The following is a 20,405-nucleotide window of genomic DNA, read 5'->3' as shown; positions in this document are numbered from 1 at the left end:
GGTCAGTCCTGGGCGGTGTAGTGCGCGCCCAGTTCGCGCAGGCGCTCGATGGCGTCGGCGGCGTGGGCCTTGTCGTTGGAGCGGATGGCCAGCATGGGCACGTAGTCGTCGTCGGCCAGCTCGAGCCGCGCCCAGGACTTGCGATCGGGGAACGACGCGCCGCGCACGTAGGCCCATGGGTACTCGTGATCGCCGAGGATATTGCGCACCGAGACGCCCCGCGCGCCCGCCCGCACCCGCGGCCGGGTGAGCAGCAGCACCGCACCGGCCCCGAGCACACCGATCAGGATCATGGCGACCTGATCGGCGACCCGGAAGTTCACGCCGGTCGACCCGGTCCGCAGCAGCAGGCCACCGGCGGTGAAGGCCACCAGGATGACGATCGCGACGACCACGGCGGTCCGGACGGCCCGGCGGGGCCGCACCTCGAACTCCCAGTCCGATCCGGGTTCCGGTGCGCCCGCACTCCGGCGCCAGGTCCGCACCACCGGCACGGTCACGCCGATCGCAGCGCGCGCAGGGTCAGCGCGGCGTCGAGAGCGGCGGCGCAGGCCTGCTCGCCCTTGTCCTCCGAGGACCCCGGCAGCCCGGCACGGTCGCGCGCCTGCTGCTCGTCGTTGGTGGTGAGCACGCCATTGGTGACCGGCGTGGCCGCGTCCAGCGACACCCGGGTCAGGCCCGCGGTGACCGCGTCGCAGACGTACTCGAAATGCGGTGTGCCACCGCGGATCACGACACCGAGCGCGACGACGGCGTCGTGCGTGCGGGCCAGTTCCTGGGCCACCACCGGCAGTTCCATCGCCCCGGCGCAGCGCACCACGGTCACCTGCTCGACCCCGGCCTCCTTGGCCACCCGCTCGGCGTTGGCGACGAGGGTGTCACAGATCTCGGTGTGCCAGCGCGAGGCGACGATGCCGAGTTTGACGTCTTTGGCCTGCGCCAGCGCGAAGGACGGGACACCGGTGCCGCTCATCGTTGCTGCCTTTCGGAGGAGTCGGAGGAGATCACTGCGCGGTTTCGCCGAGGTCGAGATCGTCGAGGCCGACCAGGTCGTGACCCATCCGGTCCCGCTTGGTGCGCAGGTAGTGCAGGTTCTCGGCGTTCGCGCGCAACGGCATCGGCACCCGCTCGGTGATCCGCAGTCCGTAGCCGTCGAGCCCGACCCGCTTGGCCGGGTTGTTGGTGAGCAGGCGCATGGACCGGATGCCCAGGTCGACGAGGATCTGCGCGCCGGTGCCGTAGTCGCGGGCGTCGGCGGGCAGGCCGAGGTCGAGATTGGCGTCGACGGTGTCGCGGCCGGTGTCCTGCAGCTGGTAGGCCTGCAACTTGTGCATCAGGCCGATGCCACGCCCCTCGTGCCCGCGCATGTACAGCACCACGCCACGACCCTCGCGGTCGACCATCTCCAGCGCGGCGTCGAGCTGCGGACCGCAGTCGCAGCGCAGCGAACCGAACACGTCGCCGGTCAGGCACTCCGAGTGCACGCGGACCAGCACGTCCTCGCCGTCGGCGATGTCGCCGCGCACCAGCGCGACGTGCTCGGCCTCCTCGAAGACGCTCTGGTAGCCGACGGCCTTGAAGTCACCGTGCGCGGTGGGGATGCGTGCCTCGGCCACCCGGGTGACGTGCTTCTCGTGCTTGCGTCGCCAGGCGATCATGTCGGCGATCGAGATCATCGCCAGGTCGTGCTCGTCGGCGAAGACACGCAGCTCGTCGGTGCGGGCCATGTGCCCGTCGTCCTTCTGGCTGACGATCTCGCAGATCACCCCGGCCGGACGCAGCCCCGCCATCCGGGCCAGGTCCACGGCGGCCTCGGTGTGCCCGGGGCGGCGCAGCACGCCGCCGTCCTTGGCGCGCAGCGGCACCACGTGACCGGGACGGGTGAACTCGTCGGCCTTGGCCTCGGCGCTGGCCAGCAGGCGCATGGTGACCGCGCGATCGGCCCCGGAGATGCCGGTGGTGATGCCCTCGCGGGCGTCGACGGAGACGGTGTAGGCGGTGCCGTGCTTGTCCTGGTTCATCGCGTACGCGGGCGGCAGCCCGAGGCGGTCGCAGTCGTCACCGGTCAGCGGCACACAGATGTAGCCCGAGGTGTAGCGGATCATGAACGCGACCAGCTCCGAAGTGGCCTTCTCGGCCGCGAAGATGAGATCGCCTTCGTTCTCCCGGTCCTCGTCGTCGACGACGACAACAGCCTTACCGGCCGCGATATCGGCGACCGCGCGCTCGATGCTGTCCAACCTGGTCACGTCTGCTTGCTCCGTAATATTGGCGGCCGGGGCCGCGGGTTTCTCGGCCCTGGGGGCCTAGAAAATCCCGTGGGCCGGTATCGACTTCTACACTACGGCGTGGGGCCGGTCGTTCCGAGGACCGCCCGCCGTCTGCTCGCTCACCCTCGTTGGGCGAGGCGTTCGACGTACTTGGCGATCACGTCGACCTCGAGATTCACCACGGTGCCGACCGGGGCGGTGCCCAGCACGGTCAGGGCCAGGGTGGTCGGGATGAGGGAGACCTCGAACCAGTCGCGGTTGCCGTCGGCGGCCGGTTCGTCGGCCAGGCCGAGGGCGGAGACGGTGAGCGAGACGCCGTCGACGGTGATCGAGCCCTTCTCCACCACGTAGCGGGCGATGGCGTCGGGCAGCGAGATCCGCACGACCTCCCAGTTCTCCGAGGGGGTGCGCGACAGGACGGTGCCGGTGCCGTCGACGTGGCCCTGCACGAGGTGCCCACCGAGGCGGCTGTTCAGGGCGGCGGCGCGCTCGAGGTTGACCCGGGAGCCCTCGGTCAGGGCGCCGATGCTCGACCGGTTCAACGTCTCGGCCATCACGTCGACGGTGAAGCTGTCGCCGTCGATCACGTCGACCACGGTCAGGCACACGCCGTTGACGGCGATCGAATCCCCGTGTCCGGCATCGGAAGTCACCAGCTTGCCGCGGATCGTCAAGCGGGCGGCGTCGGCCAGCTGCTCGGTGGCCACGATCTCGCCCAGCTCTTCGACGATCCCTGTGAACATGCCTGACTCCCTGTGTCGCGTGGTTCGTACCCATCGGGCCCAACAGCGCCCGGACGACCGCTATTCCCGGTGCCGTCCGTTCATCGCACAGCCTAGTAGCGGGGCGGGTGAGCTCCGGCAGCGGACCGGGCCGAATCGCGCGGTGCGGGCACCGACGGGCGACGGGATGACGAGAGTGTCACGACACGACGAAACGCCGCCGTTGATCGAATCGGCGGTCGTTGTTCTGTCCAATTCTCGGTGAACCGCCCGAGATATTCATCCGACGGCCCTATTCTGAGAAATACCCGCCGATCATCGACTCGAAACACGGTGATTCGAATGCTTGCACCCGCCGAGGCATTGCAGCAATATTGTTTTCGGGCTGAACCGCTGGTCGGGGGCCTGATCGACCCAGAGATAGTCCACCACTCCAGGAAGTCAGACAACACTGTGGGTCACACCAGTTCCGAAACAAGTGGGGGTGCCGCGTGAGCACACTGGTCGATTCCACGCTGGAAATCCGGTGCGTCCGATATCGGCGCGAACTCCATCTTCCAGCGACCATCGATCCCGATTCGCGGCGCATTCTGCTCGCGATCGGCGCGCACCACGGCGCGGTCACCATGCCCGGCGATCTGGGTGAGCGGGTGCTGGCCCGGCTGCGGGCCGCCGATCTCGCCGGGCCGGTCGTCGCGCACCCGAGGGCCCGTCGCTGGACCTTCCTCACCGGCCCGTGCCACCTGGAGGACCTGGAACCCACCGAATCGGCCGAACTGTTCCGCCTCTACGCCACCGTCGCCTGCCACGGCAGCCGGATCGTGCTGCCCTCCCCCGACGACGAACCTGGGTCCAGGCGCCCTCGGCCGAGGACCTGCGGCCGCCGCTGGACGCGGTGATCGAGGCGGCGCGGGCTCTGGGCACTCCCAGAACCCGCACCCCGTAAGCGAATTCGCCGAACTAGCGCAGCCAGGCCGCCGTGGCCATCGTGCGCAGGTTCTGCACGGCGGCACCGGGATCAGCGGTGTTGTAGACCGCCGACCCGGCCACGAAACAGTCGATGCCCGCGGCGGCGGCCTGCTCGATGGTGTCGGTGTTGATGCCGCCGTCGATCTCCACGACCAGCCGCAGTTCGCCCGCGTCGACCAGATTGCGCACGATCCGCGCCTTCTCCAGCACGCTCGCGATGAACGACTGCCCGCCGAAGCCGGGTTCCACGCTCATCACCAGCAGGGTGTCGAACTCGCGCAGGATCTCCAGGTAGGGCTCGATCGGGGTGTTCGGCTTCACCGACAGGCCCGCCTTGGCGCCCGCGGCCCTGATGTCGCGGGCCACCGCGATCGGGTCGTCGGTGGCCTCGGCGTGGAAGGTGACGTTGTAGGCGCCCGCTTCGGCGTAGCCGGGGGCCCAGCGGCCCGGATCGTCGATCATCAGATGGCAGTCGAACGGGATGTCGGTGGCCTTCAGCAGGCTCTGCACGACGGGCAGGCCGAGTGTGAGGTTCGGCACGAAATGGCCGTCCATGACGTCGACATGGAGCCAGTCGGACCCCTCGACGGCGGCGGCCTCGGCGGCCAGATTCGCGAAGTCCGCGGACAGGATGGACGGGGCGATCATCGGCTGGGCGGGACGGGAGAACGTCGGTGTGGACACAGCGGGCAAGTGTAGCGACCAAATGGTGATTGCCCTGTGGGGATGTGGGTAGCCTGCATAGGGTGACCAATATTTCGGCGGAACATGGGCTGCACAGCGCCCCGGTGGAGATTCGCGTGGCAGCATCGCTGACCCAGCTGCCCATCCTGCGTGGGCTGGCCGAAACCCTGGTCCTACTCAGTGATTTCACCCTCGACGAGGTCGCCGACGTGCGTCTGGCCGTGGACGAGGTGTGCTCCACCCTGATCGCGATCGCCGCCCCCGATTCGCAGCTGAGCTGCGAATTCCTGGTGGGCGACAGCGAACTGCGGGTGCGCGTGGACGGGGTCGCGGCCACCGAGGGCATGCCCGATCAGCGCAGCTTCGGCTGGCATGTGCTGCGCACCCTCAGCGACGAAGTGACCGCCGAGCAACAGGGATACGACGCGGCCGTGGCCGGATTCCCGACGTCTGTCCGATTCCGTCGGGTACGGGGGAAGGCGTAGTGCACGGCGAGAACGACACCGAAGACCAGCCCGACCAGCAAACACCCGACAACCCCACCGCCCAGGAGGCCAGCACCGGCGACGACGCGGCCGAGACTCCCGAGGAGGAGCAGGCCGAGGAGTCGGTCTCGGGGTACGACGATGTCAGCGGGCTGTTCGAACGCCTCGCGGCGACCGAACCGGGCACCGCCGCGCACGCGATCGCGCGCGACGCGCTGATCAACCGCTGCATTCCGCTCGCCGACCACATCGCCCGCAAGTTCAGCGGACGCGGCGAGCCGTTCGACGATCTGTCGCAGGTCGCGCGGGTGGGTCTGGTGCACGCGGTGGATCGGTTCGATCTGAGCCGCGGCTCGAACTTCCTGTCCTTCGCGGTGCCGACGATCATGGGTGAGGTCCGCCGGTACTTCCGCGACAACACCTGGGCCATGCGCGTCCCGCGCCGGGTCAAGGAGACCCATCTGCGGATCGGGTCGGCGGTGGATCAGCTCTCGCAGCGGCTGGGCCGGGCACCCACGGCCAAGGAGATCGCGGCCGAGCTCGAGGTCGACGCCGACGAGGTCACCCAGGCCGTCATCGCGGGCAACGCGTATCAGCCCACCTCGATCGACGCGGCCTCGGTCGGCCGCGACAACGACGCCTCGCTGCTGGACACGCTCGGCGAGGAGGAGTCCCAGTTCGACCGGGTCGAGGAGTACATCGCGGTGCGCCCGCTGCTGGCGGGGTTACCCGAACGCGAACGCCGCATCCTGACCATGCGCTTCTTCGAGTCGATGACCCAGACCCAGATCGCCGCGCAGCTGGGCATCTCCCAGATGCACGTCTCGCGGATCCTCGCGAAAACTCTCGCCCGCCTGCGCGAACTCTCCGAGCGCGACTGACGCCGTCGGGACAACGGAGTCCCTCAGGCGCGGGTCCGTTCGCGCCGCAGCCGCGCGGGAGCGCGCAACCACCAGGCACTGTCGATCAGCTCGCCGAGCTGGGTCGGGTCCACCGCGGTGAGGTCGACCAGGATGTAGGGATGACCGTCGTAATGCGCGGTGGTGTAGAACGCCGGGTCACCGGAGGCCAGCAGGGCTTCCTTCTCCGCCGGTTCGCACAGCAGGGCCAGGCCGCCTTCGGCCTCGACCCGTAGCCGGGCGAACCCCTTGCCCGCGACTTTCAGTCCGGGCGTGCGCCACCAGGTGCCTTCTTCGACCTCCGGCAGGGCGGTCGCCACCGCCACCACGTCTTCCCATGTCATCGCCATGCCTCGATTCTGCGCCGGGGACGGGGTGGCGGCTTGGACGAATGTCACCTGCCGCGCGGGCACACCGGCCGAGCCGCGGGCGAGGCCCGATCGTCGTACGGTGTGCCCGGCGGCGGGGGCGTTATTCGGCCGGTTTGCGCAGGGCCGCGAGGAACATGGCATCGGTGCCGTGGCGGTGTGGCCAGAGCTGGGCCGACGGACCGTCACCCAGGTCGGTGACGCCGGGCAGGTACTCGCGGGTGTCGAGGTGTTCGGCGCCGCAGCGGCGGGCGAAGTCGCCGACGACGCCGACGGTTTCGGCCAGGTGCGGGGAACAGGTCGAGTAGACCACGACCCCGCCGGGGCGCAGCAGATCCCAGGCGGCGGTGAGGAGTTCGCGCTGCAGGGTGACCAGTTCCGGCACATCGGCGGGGGTGCGGCGCCAGCGGGCCTCGGGACGGCGACGCAGCGCGCCCAGGCCGGTGCACGGGGCGTCGACCAGGATGCGGTCGTAGCCGGGGGTCAGGCCGCTGTCGCGTCCGTCGGCGACGTGCACGGTGACCGGCAGGCCCCGGGTGGACTTGCGCACCAGGTCGGCGCGGTGTTCGGCCGGTTCGACGGCGTCGACGGTGAACAGGTCGATGGCGGCGAGCGCGCCCAGCAGGGCCGCCTTGCCACCGGGACCGGCGCACAGATCGAGCCAGCGGCCCTGGTCGGGGCCGCTCAGCGGCGCGCGGGTGAGGGCGAGGGCGACCAGCTGGCTGCCTTCGTCCTGCACGGCGGCGATGCCCTCGCGCACCGGTTCCAGCTGTCCGGGGTCGCCCCCGTCGAGGTGGACCGCGTACGGCGACAGGCGGCCCTCGTCACCACCGGTGACCAGGGCCAGTTCCTCGGCGGTGATCTCACCGGGCCGGGCGACCAGGTGCACCACCGGGCGCTCGTCATCGGCGGCGAGCAGGTCACCGAGTTCGCCCGCCCGCGCACCGAGCGCGTCGGCGAAGGACTGGGCGATCCAGACCGGGTGCGCGTATTCGAAGGCGAGCTTGCCGACCGGGTCGGTGGGGGCCAGCTCGGCCACCCACTCCTCGACCGTGCGCTCCCCCGCCCGCCGCAGCACGGCGTTCACGAAACCCGCACGGCCCTGGCCGAATTCGGCCCTGGCCAGGTCGACGGAGGTGTCGACGGCCGCGTGCGCGCCGGTGCGGGTGCGCAGCAGCTGGTAGACGCCGAGCCGCAGGATGTCCAGGATCGGCCCGTCGATCTCGGCCACCGGCCTGCCCGCGCACGCCGCGATCACGGCATCGAGCTGCCCCTGCGACCGGCACGCGCCATAGGTGAGCTCGGTCGCGAACGCCGCGTCCCGACCACTGATCTTGCGCTCCCGCAACAACTTCGGCAGGACCAGGTTCGCGTAGGCGTCACGCTCCCGCACCGCCCGCAGCACATCCAACGCGACCTCGCGCGCCGGATCCCCGCTCTCGCGACGCTTGCGCGGACTGGGCACACTCGGGTCGATCCGGTCACCGCGCCCCCGCTGTCCGGCGCCACCGCGCACCTCGTCGCCACGCCGTCCCCCACCGGACCCAGCACCACCGCGAGCACCGCCGGACCTGGCGTCCCCGCGCGTACCGCCGGACCTGGCGTCGGCGCGACCACCACCGTCCGCGCGTCCACGCCCCGCGCCCGGCCCGCGGTCGGACGTCGCACCGCGACGCGAATCCCCTTCGCGCGCAATGCGGTCCGACCGATGTCCGGCCGCCGTACCGCGATCACCGCGACGATCGCCACCGTCGTATCGGTCGTCAGGACTACGGCGCGACGGACCCTGGTCGTCGTCACGACGTCGATCCCGCGAGGAATCTCGATCGTCCGCCGGACGCAACCCAGCGGACCGCTCGGGACCACGAGGTCCACGCCGGTCGTCATCGCGGCGCCGGTCGTCATCGCGGCGTGCGGAGCCTCGGTTCTCGTCACGGCGCCACTCGCGCGTGGGTGCGCGGTCGCCGGTCGGTCGGCGGTCGTCCGATCGGCCGGAACGAGGTGGGGTGCCGCGGTCGTCGCGGCCGGTGGTGGGGTTCTTGGTGTCGCGGCCCTTGGCGGCGCGGGCGGCCCAGCCGCCGTCGACGTTCTTGCCGGTGACTCTGCGGTCGTCACGGGGGGTGGTGTCGCCGCGCTGATCGGCTTCGCGGCGACGGCGGCGGTCGGAGGCGCTCATCCGATCACCGTGCCCTCGGCGAGGCGGGCGCCGCGGGCCCAGTCCAGGGCGTTCATCATCTTCTTGCCGGGTGGTTGGACCTGGCCGAGGCGGACCGCCGTGGTCGAGGTGCCGACGAAGACGCCGGACTTGCGCACCTCGATGACGCGTTCGGGCAAGGTCTCCTCCACCAGTTCCACCGGGCCGAGTTTGAGGCGCAGCCCGTTCACCTCGGTCCAGGCACCGGGCGCCGGGGTGACGGCGCGGATGCGGCGGTGCAGCGAGAGCGCGGGCTCCTCGAAGCCGATCCGGCCCGCCTCCACGGTGACCTTCGGTGCGTAGGACACGCCCTCGGTGGACTGCGGAATCGCTTGCAGCGTCCCGTCTTCCACACCGTCGAGGGTCTTCTCCAGCAGGACCGCGCCCGCCTCGGCCAGGCGACCGAGCAGTTCTCCGGCGGTGTCGGTGTGGCCCACCTGCTCGGTCATCACGCCGTAGACCGGCCCGGTGTCGAGCCCGGCCTCGATGAGAAACGTCGACGCGCCGGTGATCTCGTCACCGGCGGTGATGGCGGCCTGCACCGGCGCGGCGCCGCGCCAGGCGGGCAGCAGCGAGAAGTGCAGGTTGATCCAGCCGTGCGTGGGGATATCGAGCACCCGCTGGGGCAGCAACGCGCCGTAGGCGACGACGGGACAGCAGTCCGGCGCCAATGCGGTGAGCGCGGCGATGAATTCGGGGTCGCTCGGCTTGGCGGGGGTGAGCACGGGGATGCCGTGCTCGTCGGCGAGCTGACCCACCGGTGAGCGCATGACCTTGCGGCCCCGGCCCGCGACCGCGTCGGGCCTGGTCACCACGGCGACGACCTCGTGGCGCGGGCTGGCGAGCAGCGCGCGCAGGGACGGCACGGCCGGTTCGGGTGTTCCGGCGAAGACGACGCGCATCAGCGGCCACCGCCGACACCGCTGGACTCGCGCACGGTCACCCCGGCGCGGAACCAGTCGGATTCGCGGATGGTCCGCATGGCGGCCTTACGGTCGTCGGGTTCGAGCTTGCTCACGAACAGCACGCCGTCGAGGTGGTCGGTCTCGTGCTGCACGCACCGCGCGAGCAGGCCCTCGGCCTCGAATTCGACCGGCGCACCGCCACTGTCGACGCCGGTGACCCGCACGCGCTGGGCACGGGTCACGTCATAACGCACGCCGGGGATCGACAGGCAGCCCTCGGGACCGACCTGTTCCTCGGTACCGATCGCCGACCATTCCGGATTCACCACGTGCCCGGCGGCATCGCCGGTGTCGTAGACGAACACCCGCAGCCCGACCCCGATCTGCGGCGCGGCCATCCCGACCCCGCCGTCGTCGTGCATGGTCTCGGTGAGATCGGCGATCAACTGCGCGAGTTCCGCGCCGAACTCGGAGACCGCGTCGGCACGCGAACGCAGAATCGGATCGCCGAAGAGGCGAACGGGCTGAATGGTCACGGCGGCTCCCGGCTCGACGATGTGCGGTCGTCCCATTCTACGGAGCGCCCCGACGCGCTCCCGCCCGCCGGGTCCGACGCGGCCCTCAGGAGTTCCCGGCGATGATGACCTGCGGAATCCCGGTGCCCAGCGGCACCGCCGAGCACACCGGCGCGGGCGCGCGGGCGGGATCGAGCACGCGCTGGAGCAACTGCTGCACGAACGGGTCGTAGACCATGTGGAAGTGGCCGGTCAGATCGTCGGCGCACAGGTCCTGCAGCACAAGGTTCTCCGCGCCGGGGCCGTGCAGGGCGATGTTGTCGAACGGCTGGATCATCTCGTCGACCCGGCTGCCGACGGTGACGTAGCGGACCCCGGGCACCGTGTCGCCACCCGCGTTGAGTTCCACCATCAGCGGTTCGCCCTGGGCCTGCTGGACGGCCGCGGTCGAGGTGACCTTCGCGTAGACGTCCATCATCCCCGGCACCGCCTGACCCACCGGGACCAGGCCGTACATCACGCCGCCGTAGCTGGGCGAGGCCAGCCCGACCCAGGTGCCGACCTTCGGCGCGCCGCCGAGTTTGTTGATGTAGTACCGACTGACGGTCGCGCCCTGGGAGAAACCGACCAGGTCCACCTTCGCCGCGCCGGTGGCGGCGAGGACATCGTCGACGAAGTCGGCGAGCTGGGCGAAGCTGATCCGCATGTCCTCGGTGCCGTAGGTGTCCGCGCCGGGCGCCCCGCCGTAGTTCAGCGCGAAGACGCAGTACCCGGCCGACACGAGTTGCGGACCGATACCCGCCCAATCGGAGTACGCGCTGGAGTCGGTACCGTGGACCAGCACGATCGGCCGGGGGTGTGCGGCGCCGGGAACGCAGCCGAAGTCGTTGACGCCCACCGGAACCGCGTTCGGATGGGTGTCGAGATAGCGTGCGGCGGCCAGGTGATCCGACTGGGGCGGACCGGGCTCGCTCGGCACGATCGCGGGCCGGTAGCCCGCGGGTTCACCGGCGGCGATCGGCGCGAACACGACACCGATCGCCGCCGTACAGGCCAGTGCCGTGACCGACACCGCCCTGCGCGTCTGTGATGCTCCCCAACCCCACACACCTCGCGGCTGTTCCATATCCCAAAGATTTACTCCTTCGGGACCGAAAGCGCACCTCGACCAGGGGGTTCACCGCGCCCTCACTTCTCGGGGGTTGCGGCGTCGCCGGGGGTCACATCGTCCTCGGCGAGGATGCGGTAGAGGGCCCGACGGGTCTCGGTGAGCACCTCGGCAGCCTTGGCCGCCTGCTCGGCCGTGCCGACCTGGGCGACCTGCCCGACCGCGCCCATCACCTGTCCGACCAGGCCGCGCAGGTCCAGCGCCTGGGCGCCGACATCCTGTTTGACCTCGGCCCACGGATCGCCGAGTTCGGCGCGCTGCGCCTCGACATAGGACTTGCCCTCCTCGGTGAGCTGGGCGGTCTTGCGACCGGCCACCTTCTCGATGAGCACCAGGCCCTCGTCCTCGAGCTGGGCCAACGCGGGGTAGATCGAGCCGGGGCTGGGACGCCAGATGTCGTCGCTGCGCTCGCGGATCTGCTGGATGAGCTCGTAGCCGTGCATGGGCCGGTCTTCGAGCAGGAGCAGGACGGCGGCGCGCACGTCACCGCGCCTGCCCCGTCCGCCGCGACCCCGGCCGCGACCGAAGCCCGGCCCGAAACCCGGGCCGAACCCGGGACCGAAGCCCGGCCCGAACTCGGGTCCGTGGCCGTGCCGTCCACCGCGGCGGAACTCCCGCCGGTCGGGACCGAATTCCGGGTGGCCGGGTCCACGACCGCGACCGAAGTGTCCGAATTCTCGCTGTTCTTGGTGACGCATAACTGCCTCCTCAGGCATTGCCGTTGTTCTTGACACTATCAACGATATATCGGCAATGCATCTATAGCAAGGGCGAGTTCTGTCGGACAGATATCTAGTCGGCGGTCGCCGCCACCCGGTTCGGTGCGGTGACGCGGATCTGACGGCCCGCGTTGGCGACGGCGGTGATGACGCAGGTGCCGAGGCGGCCGGTGCGGTCGTAGAGGGTGGCGGTGCTGACCGCGACGCCGTCGGCGGCCACATGATCGAGGGCTTGCAGGCCGAGTTCCTGGCCGATGGGCAGGCGGGCGAGGGTGAGGGTCATATCGGCGTTGATGTAACCGACGCCGCGCGTTCCCCAGTGGCAGACGAGGTTGGTGACGTCACCGGTGGCGGCGGCCCGCTGGAACGGGGTGAACGGTTCACCCGCTACCAGGGCGGGCAGGTTGTGCCAGGTCACCTTGCGGTCGGCGTTCGGGGCGAAGGTGAACTCGGTGATCCAGTCGTCCTCGCCGCACTTCAGCAGCGGCGGTTCGCCCTCGGGCGAGTCCAGGCGCCGCGCGGGCACCGGTACCTGGGCGGCCGGTTGCCAGACCTCGCCGGGTGGCGCCTCGGTGGCAGCCAGGAAGACCACGGTCGCCCTGGCCATCGTCTCGCCGTTCTGCTGGAGCCAGGAATCGGCGACGGTGATCCGGTTGCCCGCCCGCACCACGGCGCTGTCGAGGGTGATGGGTTCGTTGCGGACCGGACGGAACAGGTCGACGGTGAACCGGGCCGGGACGAAACCCGCCCCGGGACTTCGCGTCTCGGCTTCGCGCGCGAGCAGACCGCTCACCGCGACGCCGTTGAGTTGATTCGGTGACCAGCGGCTGATGGCCAGCTCGCTGGGCACGTAGGCGCCGTCACGCCAGGTGAAGAACTCCATCGCGATCTCTCCGTCCACTCCGGGCCATCGTAGAACACGTTTCAGTTCCAGGCGGTGGACGGCGGGGCGGGGACGCTCAGCCGATGTCGACCGGGTCGATCTGCACCCGCAGGGGCGCGTCGGAGCGGTGTGAGCTGCGCACGGCCTGGGCGGCGGTGAGGGCGCGGGCCAAGGGGGCGCCCGCGGTGCGGCCGACGCGCAGCAGCATGCGTTCGACCTCGGCGGGGCTGTCGCCGCCGGAGAACGGCTTGCGCGCCGTGGGCGGCAAGGGCACCGGGCCCAGGACCTCGGTGCCGTCGGGAAGCGCTGCGGCATCGAGCAATTCGGCGATCGAGGCGGTGGTGCCGTCGACGGCGGCCAGCCGGACGGCAGGCGGGAAGCCGACCTCGGCGCGGGCCTCGAGCTCGGCGGCGGCGTGATGGACCGGGTCCCAGCGCACCAGGGCCTGCACGGTGGGCAGGCCGGGGTCGGCCATCACGATGACCTGGCCGCGCGGGCGGACCAGGGCGGCGGCGCCCATCCAGCGACGCAGGGTGTCCTCGGTGGCGCGCAGATCGGCGCGACCGAGCAGGGCCCAGCCGTCGAGCAGCAACGCGACACCGTAGCCGCCCGGCACCAACGGTTCGGCGCCGACCGTGGCCACGACCACCTGGGCGCCCGGCTCGACGGTGTCGAGCACCTCCCCACCGCCGGAGCCGCGGATGGGGACGCCGGGGAAGGCGCGACCGAGTTCCTCGGCGGTGCGGGCCGCCCCGATCACCATCGCCCGCAGCGCCCTGGCCCCGCACGCTTGGCAGCGGTAAGCGGCCTCGGTGATCCCGCACCACCGGCACTGCGGGCTGGCGGCCTCCCCGTTGCCCGACTGCGGCAGCGCCAGCGGCCCGTTGCAGTGGCGGCAGCGGGCGGGGGTACGGCACTTGGCGCAGGCCAGCGACGGCACGTACCCGCGTCGCGGCACCTGGACCAGCACCGCGGCGTTCTCCTTGAGCGCGGAGCGGGCGGCCGCGAACGCGACACCGGGCATGCGCACGGCGCGGGCCAGGGCGTCGCGTTCCAGGGCGAAGTCGGTGTCGCCCGGGGCACTGATCCGGGGCATCACATCCCGCAGGACCTGTCGTTCGGCGAGCAGATCGTGGGCCCAGCCGGATTCGACCACGGCCTGGATCTCGGCGGTGCGGGCGAATCCGGCCGCGACGAAGGCGGCGCCGGTCTCGTGGGCACGCAGCATGGCGACTTCGCGCGCGTGCGGATACGGCGAGCGCGGTTCGGCATAGGTGTCGTCGCCGTCGTCCCACAGCGCGATCAGGCCGAGGTCCCGCGCCGGGGCGAACACCGCCGCGCGCGTTCCGACGACGATGCGCGCCTGCCCCCGCAGCACCGCCAGCCAGCGCCGGTACCGGGCCGCCGGTCCCAGCCCCGCCGACAGCCCGACCGCCGAATCCCCCACCAGCCGAACGCATTCCGCCAGCAGCCGGTCCAGGTCCCGCTGATCCGGCACCATCAGCACCGCGCTGCGCCCGGCCGCCACCACGGTCGCCGCCAGCTCGGCCAGCCGCGCCGCCCAGTCCTCCCCCGGCAGCGCCTGCCACGCCGCGCGCGGACCCCGCCCCTCGGCCAGCGCGGCGACGAAAGCGCCGCCGTGGAGGTAGCGCGACCAGGCGGTGGTGTCGATGCTCGGCGCATCCGAGGAAACATGCTCGGGCACAGCGCGATCCGTGGCCGCCGACGATGAGGGCATCGGCGATGACTGAGCCTCGCCGGAGTCGCTGTCCGAAATCGGATCGGTGGGCTGACCGGTCGTCGACGTCGCGTAGACCTCGCTGGAATCGCTGCCCGTGATCGGGTCGGCGGGCCGACCAGCCGTCGACGTCGCTGGCGCCGCGACGGAATTGCTGTCCGGAATCGGACCGGTCGGCGACGTCGCGGCGGGGTTCCCGCGGACCTCGCCCGACGATTCGCGCTCAACGCCGGAATCGGCCTCGGATCGCGCGGTGTCGCTGAGGGATTCAGCCCCGGACGGTGGCGTCACGTGATGCTCGGTGGCCTTCTTCGGGGCCGCCTTCTTCTTCGCCCCACCGTTCTCGGTACTCGCGTGCCGGGGCGGGATGGCCAGACGGAGGACGTCGGCGCGGGTGCCCGCGTAGCGGGCGGCGACCGTGGTGGCCAGGCGCAGGACTTCCGGGGTGAGGACGCGCTCGGCGGAGACGATGCGCTCGAGGGGCATCATCTTGCCGGTGTGGTCGGTGCGTGGGAGCCGGGCCAGCAGATAGCCGTCGACCAGGCGGCCCGCGAAACGCACGCGCACCCGCACGCCCGGCTGGGCGATCTCGTCGAGGTCGGGTGGCACCAGATAGTCGAAATCGCGATCCAGGTGCGCGGGCGACAGCAGCGGGAGCACCCGAGCGATCGGGTGTCCCGCTGCTGTCGTCGGCTCGTCCGCTGCCACGCGGGCGGTGGGTACTACAGGCCGACGGCCGCGCGCAGCTTGTCGGCGCGGTCCGTGTGCTCCCAGGGCAGGTCCACATCGGTGCGACCGAAGTGACCGTAGGCCGCGGTCGGCGCGTAGATCGGGCGCAGCAGGTCCAGGTCGCGGATGATCGCGCCCGGACGCAGGTCGAAGACCTCGGAGATCGCGGTGGAGATGCGGGCCGGGTCGACCTTCTCGGTGCCGAAGGTCTCGACGAACAGGCCGACCGGGGCCGCCTTGCCGATGGCGTAGGCGACCTGCACCTCGACGCGCTCCGCCAGCCCGGCGGCCACGACGTTCTTGGCGACCCAGCGCATGGCGTAGGCGGCCGAGCGGTCCACCTTCGACGGGTCCTTGCCGGAGAACGCGCCGCCACCGTGGCGGGCCATGCCGCCGTAGGTGTCGACGATGATCTTGCGGCCGGTCAGACCCGCGTCACCCATCGGGCCACCGAGCACGAACTTGCCGGTGGGGTTCACCAGCAGGCGGATGTCGGAGGTGTCCAGGCTGGGCAGCTCCAGATCGCCGAGGACGGCGTCGACGACCTTCTCGCGGATGTCGGGGGCCAGCAGGTTGTCCAGGTCGATATCGGCCGCGTGCTGGGTGGAGATGACGACCGTGTCCAGGCGGACCGGGCGGTCACCGTCGTATTCGATGGTGACCTGGGTCTTGCCGTCGGGCCGCAGGTAGGGCAGCACGCCGGACTTGCGGACCTCGGTGAGCTTGCGCGAGAGCCGGTGCGCCAGGGCGATCGGCAGCGGCATCAGCTCGGGGGTGTCGGTGGTGGCGTAGCCGAACATCAGGCCCTGGTCACCGGCGCCCTGACGCTCGATGGCGTCGTCGGAACCGCCGACGCGCGCCTCGTGCGAGGTGTCGACGCCCTGGGCGATATCGGGCGACTGGGCGCCGATCGCGATGTTGACACCGCAGGAGTTACCGTCGAAACCCTTTGCGGAGGAGTCGTATCCGATCTCGAGGACCTTCTCGCGGACGATCCGCGGGATGTCGGCGTAGGCGGAGGTGGTGACCTCGCCCGCGACGTGGACCTGACCGGTCGTGACCAGGGTTTCCACCGCGACGCGGCTGCCCGGATCCTCGGTGAGCAACGCATCGAGGATGGAATCGCTGATCGCGTCACAGATCTTGTCCGGATGGCCCTCGGTCACGGACTCACTGGTGAATAGCCGACTGCCTGTCGTACGCACAGTTATTCCCTCTCCCTCAACGGGTTACTTCGTTCTCTTCAAGACTATGGCAAACCACCGCCGCGGTGGCCAGTTAGTACCAAGCCACGCCGCGATCGACCACCTCGGCGGTACACTGCGCGACCTTCGTTGGCGCGCAACGGTTTTCGTAGGAAATCGGTGAATACGCCCGGTCAGCGCAACAGCGGCACGAGCGCGTCGAGCACCCGGCTGGCCAGCAGCGCCTTCGATCCGTGATCGAGGGCCTGTTCGGTGCCGTCGGCGCCGAGCAGCCAGCCGTCGTTGGTGTCGACCTCGAACGCCTTGCCCTCGCCGACCGCGTTGACCACGAGCAGATCGCACCCCTTGCGGGCGAGCTTGGCGCGCGCGTGGGTGAGCACGTCACCGTTGTCGTCGCCGGTCTCGGCGGCGAAACCGACGATCGCGGTCCCGGCCAGCTTGCCCTCGGTGCGCGCGTCGACCAGTCCGGCGAGGATGTCCTCGTTCTTGGTCAGCGGGATCACGTCGGGTTCGTCGGCGCCCTTCTTGATCTTGGCGGCGGCGACGTGGGTGGGCCGGAAATCGGCGACGGCGGCGGCCATGATGACCGCGTCGGCGCCGAGCGCGTGCTTGTCGACCGCGATCTTCAGCTGGTCGGCGGTGGTGATGTGGACCAGATCGACCGCGGCGGGCGGCGCGAGCTCGATGGTGTTGCCCGCGATCAGCGTCACCTGGGCGCCGCGCTGGGCGGCCACCCTGGCCAGCGCGTAGCCCTGCTTACCGGAGCTGCGGTTGCCGAGGAAGCGCACCGGGTCGAGGGGTTCCCTCGTGCCCCCGGCGGTGATCACCACCCGGCGGCCGGTCAGGTCGCGGGGCAGCGCGTCGGCGCGTTCGAGCAGCAGCGACGCCAGTCCGAAGATCTCTTCCGGCTCGGGCAGCCGTCCCGGACCCGTATCGGTGCCGGTGAGGCGGCCCGACGCGGGTTCCATGACATTGGCGCCGTGCGCGCGAAGAGTCGCGACATTGGCCACCGTCGCCGGATGCTCCCACATCTCGGTGTGCATCGCGGGCGCGAACAGCACCGGACATCGGGCCGTCAGCAGGGTGGCGGTGAGCAGATCGTCGGCGCGGCCCTGGGCGGCGCGGGCCATCAGATCCGCGGTGGCGGGGGCGATGACGACGAGGTCGGCCTCCTGGCCGATCCGGACATGCGGCACCTCGGGCACGTCGGCGAACACGCCGGTGTGCACCGGCTGGCCGGACAGTGCCTCGAAGGTCGCCTTACCGACGAACTGCAGGGCCGACTCGGTGGGGATGACCCGCACCTGATGGCCGGTCTCGGTGAACCGGCGAACGAGGGCACACGCCTTGTAGGCGGCGATGCCCCCGCCGACCCCGACGACGATCCGCATGGTCTCTACGCCTCCGGAAAAGAGATTGTCACTCGCCCTCGGTGTGCTCGAGCAGGTCGGAGTGGATTTCGCGCATGGCGACCGACAGCGGCTTCTCCTGCAGGCCGGGCTCGACCAGCGGGCCGACGTACTCGAGGATGCCGTCGCCGAGCTGGTTGTAGTAGTCGTTGATCTGACGCGCGCGCTTGGCCGCGTAGATCACCAGGGCGTACTTGGACGAGGTGCGCTCGAGCAGTTCGTCGATCGGCGGGTTGGTGAGGCCGATCGGGGTGTCGTACGCGGGCGCTGCGGTGATGTCCGTGCTCACTAGGGGAGGCTCCTGGGTGGTTAGTGGGTCAAGAACTCGAATTTGTGCTAACGAATAACGATACCAACTGCTCGCAGGCCGTCGTCACCTCGGCGTTCACGATCACCGTGTCGAACTCGTCACAGGCCGCCAATTCGACCCGGGCGGTCTCGAGCCTGCGCTCGATCACCTCGGGAGTCTCGGTGCCGCGCGAGCGCAGCCGCGCGACCAGTTCGTCCCAGCTCGGCGGGGCCAGGAACACCAGCAGCGCCTCGGGCATCGCCCGCCGCACCGACCGGGCGCCCTCGAGATCGACCTCGAGCAGGACGTGATGTCCGGCCGCCAGCGCTTCCCGCACCGGGGCCGCGGGGGTGCCCGAACGCTGCAACCCCCCGTGGATGTCTGCCCATTCGAGCAGTTCGTCCGCCTCGATCATGGCGTCGAACTCGGCTCGGGACACGAAGCGGTAGTCGCGGCCGTCGACTTCCCCGGGCCGGGGGGCCCGGGTCGTCGCGGACACACTGAAGACCAGTTCGGGCAGGCGTTCCCGCACGCACCGCACGACCGTGGACTTACCCACGGCCGAGGGGCCGACCAGTACGACCAGTCGACCCTTCCGCGTGTGTTCGACCACCTGGATCAGGAGTCGAAGTCGAAGCGAGCCAGCAGCGCCTTGCGCTGACGGTCGCCCAGGCCACGGAGCCGCCGGGTGGGGGCGATCTCCAGCTCGGTCATGATCTCGGCGGCCTTGACCTTGCCCACCTTCGGCAGGGCCTCGAGCAGCGCCGACACCTTCATCTTGCCGAGAATCTCGTCGGACTCGGCATCGGTGAGGACCTGCTTCAGGTTGGTGCCGCCTCGCTTCAGGCGCTCCTTGAGCTCTGCCCGAGCGCGGCGAGCGGCAGCCGCCTTCTCCAGAGCAGCGGCGCGCTGCTCGTCAGTCAGCTGGGGAAGGGCCACGGGTTCCTCCGTCTCATCGTTCATTGCTAGATCTACCGCCGGTTACCCGAACGGTCTGTGCGACCGTACCCACGGCGCGCGCCGATTGCGAACCCGACCCCCAGGTCAGGGCAGGAATACGGATGCCGTATGGCACGCGCGGACCAGATGCGGTGACACCGGATTCCGCTGCCCCGATCCTACCGACCGAACGGTAAAACCAGCCCTCACCTGCGGTGATACCGAATTGGGCGATGTTAGCCACCGGGTAGCGACCCCGGCCGTCGACACCCCGGCAAACTCGGCACCGCGCGACCAGGGGGTTTCCCGAAAATCTCGGCGTGTCGCGCGGTTTCGTACCGCGTGTCGTCACGATCGGGAACGAAAGCGGTCCAGAACCGCGCCCGAGGCCGTGACGGTGACCTCGTCGATCCAGGTCGGAATCGGGGTGGCGCGGGCGATGTAGTCGCGGACCAGGCCGTACGGAATCGCCTTCACCGCGGCTTCGGCGACGGCCAGCGTCCGCGCGTCCGCGACGCCGAATTCGGCCGCCACAGCGGCACGCAGGGCGGCGTACATGTCGTCGTTGACGTGCGCGAGCTCGGCGCGCAGGGCCTCCGGGCCGACATCGAGGAGTTCCTCGTGTCGGAACATCTTCATCGCCCTGGCCTCGGTGGGGTGTTCGCGGCAGTAGCGGGGCAGGAAGGCGGCCGCGCTCAGCAGGGGCGACGGGCCGCGCAGGGCCGTGACGAATCCCTCGTGGAAGCGGCGGATGGAGCGCAGCCACAGCCGGGCCAGCAGTTCGTCGCGGGAGGCGAAGCGCACATAGATCGACCCGGCGTGCACCCCGGCGGCCGCGCCGATGGCGGCGATGGCCGGGCGGGTGATCGCCGGGTCGGCCAGCAGATCACGGGCGGCGTCGAGGACCTGATCGTCGGTGAAGAGGCGGGGTCTTGCCACCCGGCCAGCCTAGTGACAGAGTTTATGAATATGAATTCAAAAACAAGATTCCCCGTCGCCGGAACCGCGCTGACCTTCATCGCCACCGTGCACACGATCATGGGTGTGGTCCTGCTGGCCGTCAGCGATCAGGACACCGAGCTGTCGTTCTGGTTCACCGCGTTCGGCGTACTCGGCATCGGGTTGGGCCTGGCCATGATCGAGCTCGAGCGCGTGCGCGGGGTGGTGCCGGGGCCGGTGCTGATCGCCCTCGCGGCGGTCACGGTGTTCGGGCTCGTGTTCGAGCCGGTCTCGGGCTTCGTCACGCTGCTGATCCCGCTCGGCGCGGGTGCGCTGGGCTGGTGGCGCGCCCGCGCGGTGACGGCGAGCTGAGCGC

23 protein-coding genes are annotated in these 20,405 nt (G+C 70.6%); 4 read left to right on the top strand and 19 right to left on the bottom strand.

Features of this window, described 5'->3' with window-relative positions; genetic code table 11:
- Positions 1-2: 2 nt before the first annotated feature.
- The 4 genes from QC180_RS19845 to QC180_RS19830 all read right to left on the bottom strand — a co-directional run bounded on the left by QC180_RS19845 (position 3) and on the right by QC180_RS19830 (position 3,013).
- The gene (locus tag QC180_RS19845; protein ID WP_278264537.1) at positions 3-494 is read right to left on the bottom strand and encodes a PH domain-containing protein; all 492 of its coding nucleotides are present in this window, start codon (positions 492-494) and stop codon (positions 3-5) included.
- Between the two features lie 2 nt (positions 495-496).
- Positions 497-973, bottom strand: a complete 477-nt coding sequence (gene ribH, locus QC180_RS19840) for a 6,7-dimethyl-8-ribityllumazine synthase (protein ID WP_278264265.1) — start codon at positions 971-973, stop codon at positions 497-499.
- A 31-nt stretch (positions 974-1,004) separates the two neighbouring features.
- Positions 1,005-2,249 (bottom strand): bifunctional 3,4-dihydroxy-2-butanone-4-phosphate synthase/GTP cyclohydrolase II, encoded by a 1,245-nt coding sequence (locus QC180_RS19835; RefSeq protein ID WP_278264264.1) that lies wholly within the window; start codon positions 2,247-2,249, stop codon positions 1,005-1,007.
- A 140-nt stretch (positions 2,250-2,389) separates the two neighbouring features.
- A complete protein-coding gene (locus QC180_RS19830; RefSeq protein ID WP_278264263.1) occupies positions 2,390-3,013 on the bottom strand; it encodes a riboflavin synthase in 624 nt (207 codons plus the stop codon).
- Positions 3,014-3,483: 470 nt separating this feature from the next.
- Between QC180_RS19830 and QC180_RS19825 the strand changes: the two genes are divergently transcribed.
- Complete coding sequence (locus QC180_RS19825; RefSeq protein WP_278264262.1) at positions 3,484-3,891, top strand: hypothetical protein; 408 nt, start codon at positions 3,484-3,486, stop codon at positions 3,889-3,891.
- Between the two features lie 61 nt (positions 3,892-3,952).
- Here QC180_RS19825 and rpe read toward each other — a convergent pair whose 3' ends face one another.
- Positions 3,953-4,609 (bottom strand): ribulose-phosphate 3-epimerase, encoded by a 657-nt coding sequence (gene rpe / locus QC180_RS19820; RefSeq protein WP_278264536.1) that lies wholly within the window; start codon positions 4,607-4,609, stop codon positions 3,953-3,955.
- 152 nt (positions 4,610-4,761) lie between these two features.
- On the opposite strand from rpe, the gene QC180_RS19815 reads away from it, so the two are divergent.
- Both QC180_RS19815 and QC180_RS19810 read left to right on the top strand, forming a co-directional pair.
- Positions 4,762-5,130 carry an ATP-binding protein gene (locus tag QC180_RS19815; protein ID WP_278264261.1) on the top strand — a complete coding sequence of 123 codons (369 nt, stop codon included), beginning with the start codon at positions 4,762-4,764 and terminating at the stop codon, positions 5,128-5,130.
- Positions 5,130-6,011: an RNA polymerase sigma factor SigF gene (locus QC180_RS19810; protein ID WP_278264260.1), complete on the top strand. Its 882-nt coding sequence runs from the start codon at positions 5,130-5,132 to the stop codon at positions 6,009-6,011. The genes QC180_RS19815 and QC180_RS19810 overlap by 1 nt, the downstream gene beginning before the upstream one ends.
- Positions 6,012-6,034: 23 nt before the next feature.
- Here the strand turns inward: QC180_RS19810 and QC180_RS19805 are convergent, their stop codons facing one another.
- The 14 genes from QC180_RS19805 to QC180_RS19740 form a co-directional block, all read right to left on the bottom strand.
- On the bottom strand, positions 6,035-6,379 hold the full coding sequence (locus QC180_RS19805) for an MmcQ/YjbR family DNA-binding protein (RefSeq protein ID WP_278264259.1): 345 nt from the start codon (positions 6,377-6,379) through the stop codon (positions 6,035-6,037).
- 121 nt (positions 6,380-6,500) lie between these two features.
- A complete protein-coding gene (locus tag QC180_RS19800) occupies positions 6,501-7,874 on the bottom strand; it encodes an RsmB/NOP family class I SAM-dependent RNA methyltransferase (RefSeq protein ID WP_278264535.1) in 1,374 nt (457 codons plus the stop codon).
- Between the two features lie 695 nt (positions 7,875-8,569).
- Complete coding sequence (gene fmt / locus QC180_RS19795) at positions 8,570-9,493, bottom strand: methionyl-tRNA formyltransferase (RefSeq protein WP_278264258.1); 924 nt, start codon at positions 9,491-9,493, stop codon at positions 8,570-8,572.
- A complete protein-coding gene (gene def / locus QC180_RS19790) occupies positions 9,493-10,032 on the bottom strand; it encodes a peptide deformylase (RefSeq protein ID WP_278264257.1) in 540 nt (179 codons plus the stop codon). The genes fmt and def overlap by 1 nt, the downstream gene beginning before the upstream one ends.
- An 85-nt stretch (positions 10,033-10,117) precedes the next feature.
- On the bottom strand, positions 10,118-11,137 hold the full coding sequence (locus QC180_RS19785) for an esterase/lipase family protein (protein ID WP_474646493.1): 1,020 nt from the start codon (positions 11,135-11,137) through the stop codon (positions 10,118-10,120).
- Positions 11,138-11,199: 62 nt separating this feature from the next.
- Positions 11,200-11,877 carry a PadR family transcriptional regulator gene (locus QC180_RS19780; protein WP_278264255.1) on the bottom strand — a complete coding sequence of 226 codons (678 nt, stop codon included), beginning with the start codon at positions 11,875-11,877 and terminating at the stop codon, positions 11,200-11,202.
- A gap of 94 nt (positions 11,878-11,971) precedes the next feature.
- Complete coding sequence (locus QC180_RS19775; protein ID WP_347567339.1) at positions 11,972-12,799, bottom strand: thioesterase family protein; 828 nt, start codon at positions 12,797-12,799, stop codon at positions 11,972-11,974.
- A 58-nt stretch (positions 12,800-12,857) separates the two neighbouring features.
- On the bottom strand, positions 12,858-15,227 hold the full coding sequence (locus QC180_RS19770) for a primosomal protein N' (RefSeq protein ID WP_474646492.1): 2,370 nt from the start codon (positions 15,225-15,227) through the stop codon (positions 12,858-12,860).
- A gap of 14 nt (positions 15,228-15,241) precedes the next feature.
- Complete coding sequence (metK, locus tag QC180_RS19765; protein WP_278264254.1) at positions 15,242-16,453, bottom strand: methionine adenosyltransferase; 1,212 nt, start codon at positions 16,451-16,453, stop codon at positions 15,242-15,244.
- Positions 16,454-16,626: 173 nt separating this feature from the next.
- On the bottom strand, positions 16,627-17,844 hold the full coding sequence (gene coaBC, locus QC180_RS19760) for a bifunctional phosphopantothenoylcysteine decarboxylase/phosphopantothenate--cysteine ligase CoaBC (RefSeq protein ID WP_278264253.1): 1,218 nt from the start codon (positions 17,842-17,844) through the stop codon (positions 16,627-16,629).
- A gap of 28 nt (positions 17,845-17,872) precedes the next feature.
- Positions 17,873-18,151: a DNA-directed RNA polymerase subunit omega gene (gene rpoZ / locus QC180_RS19755; RefSeq protein WP_067493623.1), complete on the bottom strand. Its 279-nt coding sequence runs from the start codon at positions 18,149-18,151 to the stop codon at positions 17,873-17,875.
- 28 nt (positions 18,152-18,179) lie between these two features.
- Positions 18,180-18,764 (bottom strand): guanylate kinase, encoded by a 585-nt coding sequence (gene gmk, locus QC180_RS19750; RefSeq protein ID WP_278264252.1) that lies wholly within the window; start codon positions 18,762-18,764, stop codon positions 18,180-18,182.
- A 5-nt stretch (positions 18,765-18,769) separates the two neighbouring features.
- On the bottom strand, positions 18,770-19,090 hold the full coding sequence (gene mihF, locus QC180_RS19745; protein ID WP_030203531.1) for an integration host factor, actinobacterial type: 321 nt from the start codon (positions 19,088-19,090) through the stop codon (positions 18,770-18,772).
- 348 nt (positions 19,091-19,438) lie between these two features.
- A complete protein-coding gene (locus QC180_RS19740; RefSeq protein WP_278264251.1) occupies positions 19,439-20,029 on the bottom strand; it encodes a TetR family transcriptional regulator in 591 nt (196 codons plus the stop codon).
- 30 nt (positions 20,030-20,059) lie between these two features.
- On the opposite strand from QC180_RS19740, the gene QC180_RS19735 reads away from it, so the two are divergent.
- Positions 20,060-20,401 (top strand): DUF6463 family protein, encoded by a 342-nt coding sequence (locus QC180_RS19735; RefSeq protein ID WP_278264250.1) that lies wholly within the window; start codon positions 20,060-20,062, stop codon positions 20,399-20,401.
- The last annotated feature ends 4 nt before the right edge of the window (positions 20,402-20,405 follow it).

The organism is Nocardia anocheti, assembly GCF_029675105.1.
In the GTDB taxonomy this organism is placed as follows: Bacteria; Actinomycetota; Actinomycetes; order Mycobacteriales; family Mycobacteriaceae; genus Nocardia.
The sequence above is the reverse complement of the archived record's forward strand: the minus strand, read 5'-3'. Positions and strand labels throughout refer to the sequence as shown.

Excerpts from the sequence above, each read along its gene's own strand:
- ribH (WP_278264265.1), bottom strand. The coding sequence starts at position 973 with ATGAGCGGCACCGGTGTCCCGTCCTTCGCGCTGGCGCAGGCCAAAGAC.
- QC180_RS19830 (WP_278264263.1), bottom strand. The coding sequence starts at position 3,013 with ATGTTCACAGGGATCGTCGAAGAGCTGGGCGAGATCGTGGCCACCGAG.
- rpe (WP_278264536.1), bottom strand. The coding sequence starts at position 4,609 with ATGATCGCCCCGTCCATCCTGTCCGCGGACTTCGCGAATCTGGCCGCC.
- QC180_RS19805 (WP_278264259.1), bottom strand. The coding sequence starts at position 6,379 with ATGGCGATGACATGGGAAGACGTGGTGGCGGTGGCGACCGCCCTGCCG.
- fmt (WP_278264258.1), bottom strand. The coding sequence starts at position 9,493 with ATGCGCGTCGTCTTCGCCGGAACACCCGAACCGGCCGTGCCGTCCCTG.
- QC180_RS19785 (WP_474646493.1), bottom strand. The coding sequence starts at position 11,137 with ATGGAACAGCCGCGAGGTGTGTGGGGTTGGGGAGCATCACAGACGCGC.
- QC180_RS19780 (WP_278264255.1), bottom strand. The coding sequence starts at position 11,877 with ATGCGTCACCAAGAACAGCGAGAATTCGGACACTTCGGTCGCGGTCGT.
- coaBC (WP_278264253.1), bottom strand. The coding sequence starts at position 17,844 with ATGCGGATCGTCGTCGGGGTCGGCGGGGGCATCGCCGCCTACAAGGCG.
- QC180_RS19735 (WP_278264250.1), top strand. The coding sequence starts at position 20,060 with ATGAATTCAAAAACAAGATTCCCCGTCGCCGGAACCGCGCTGACCTTC.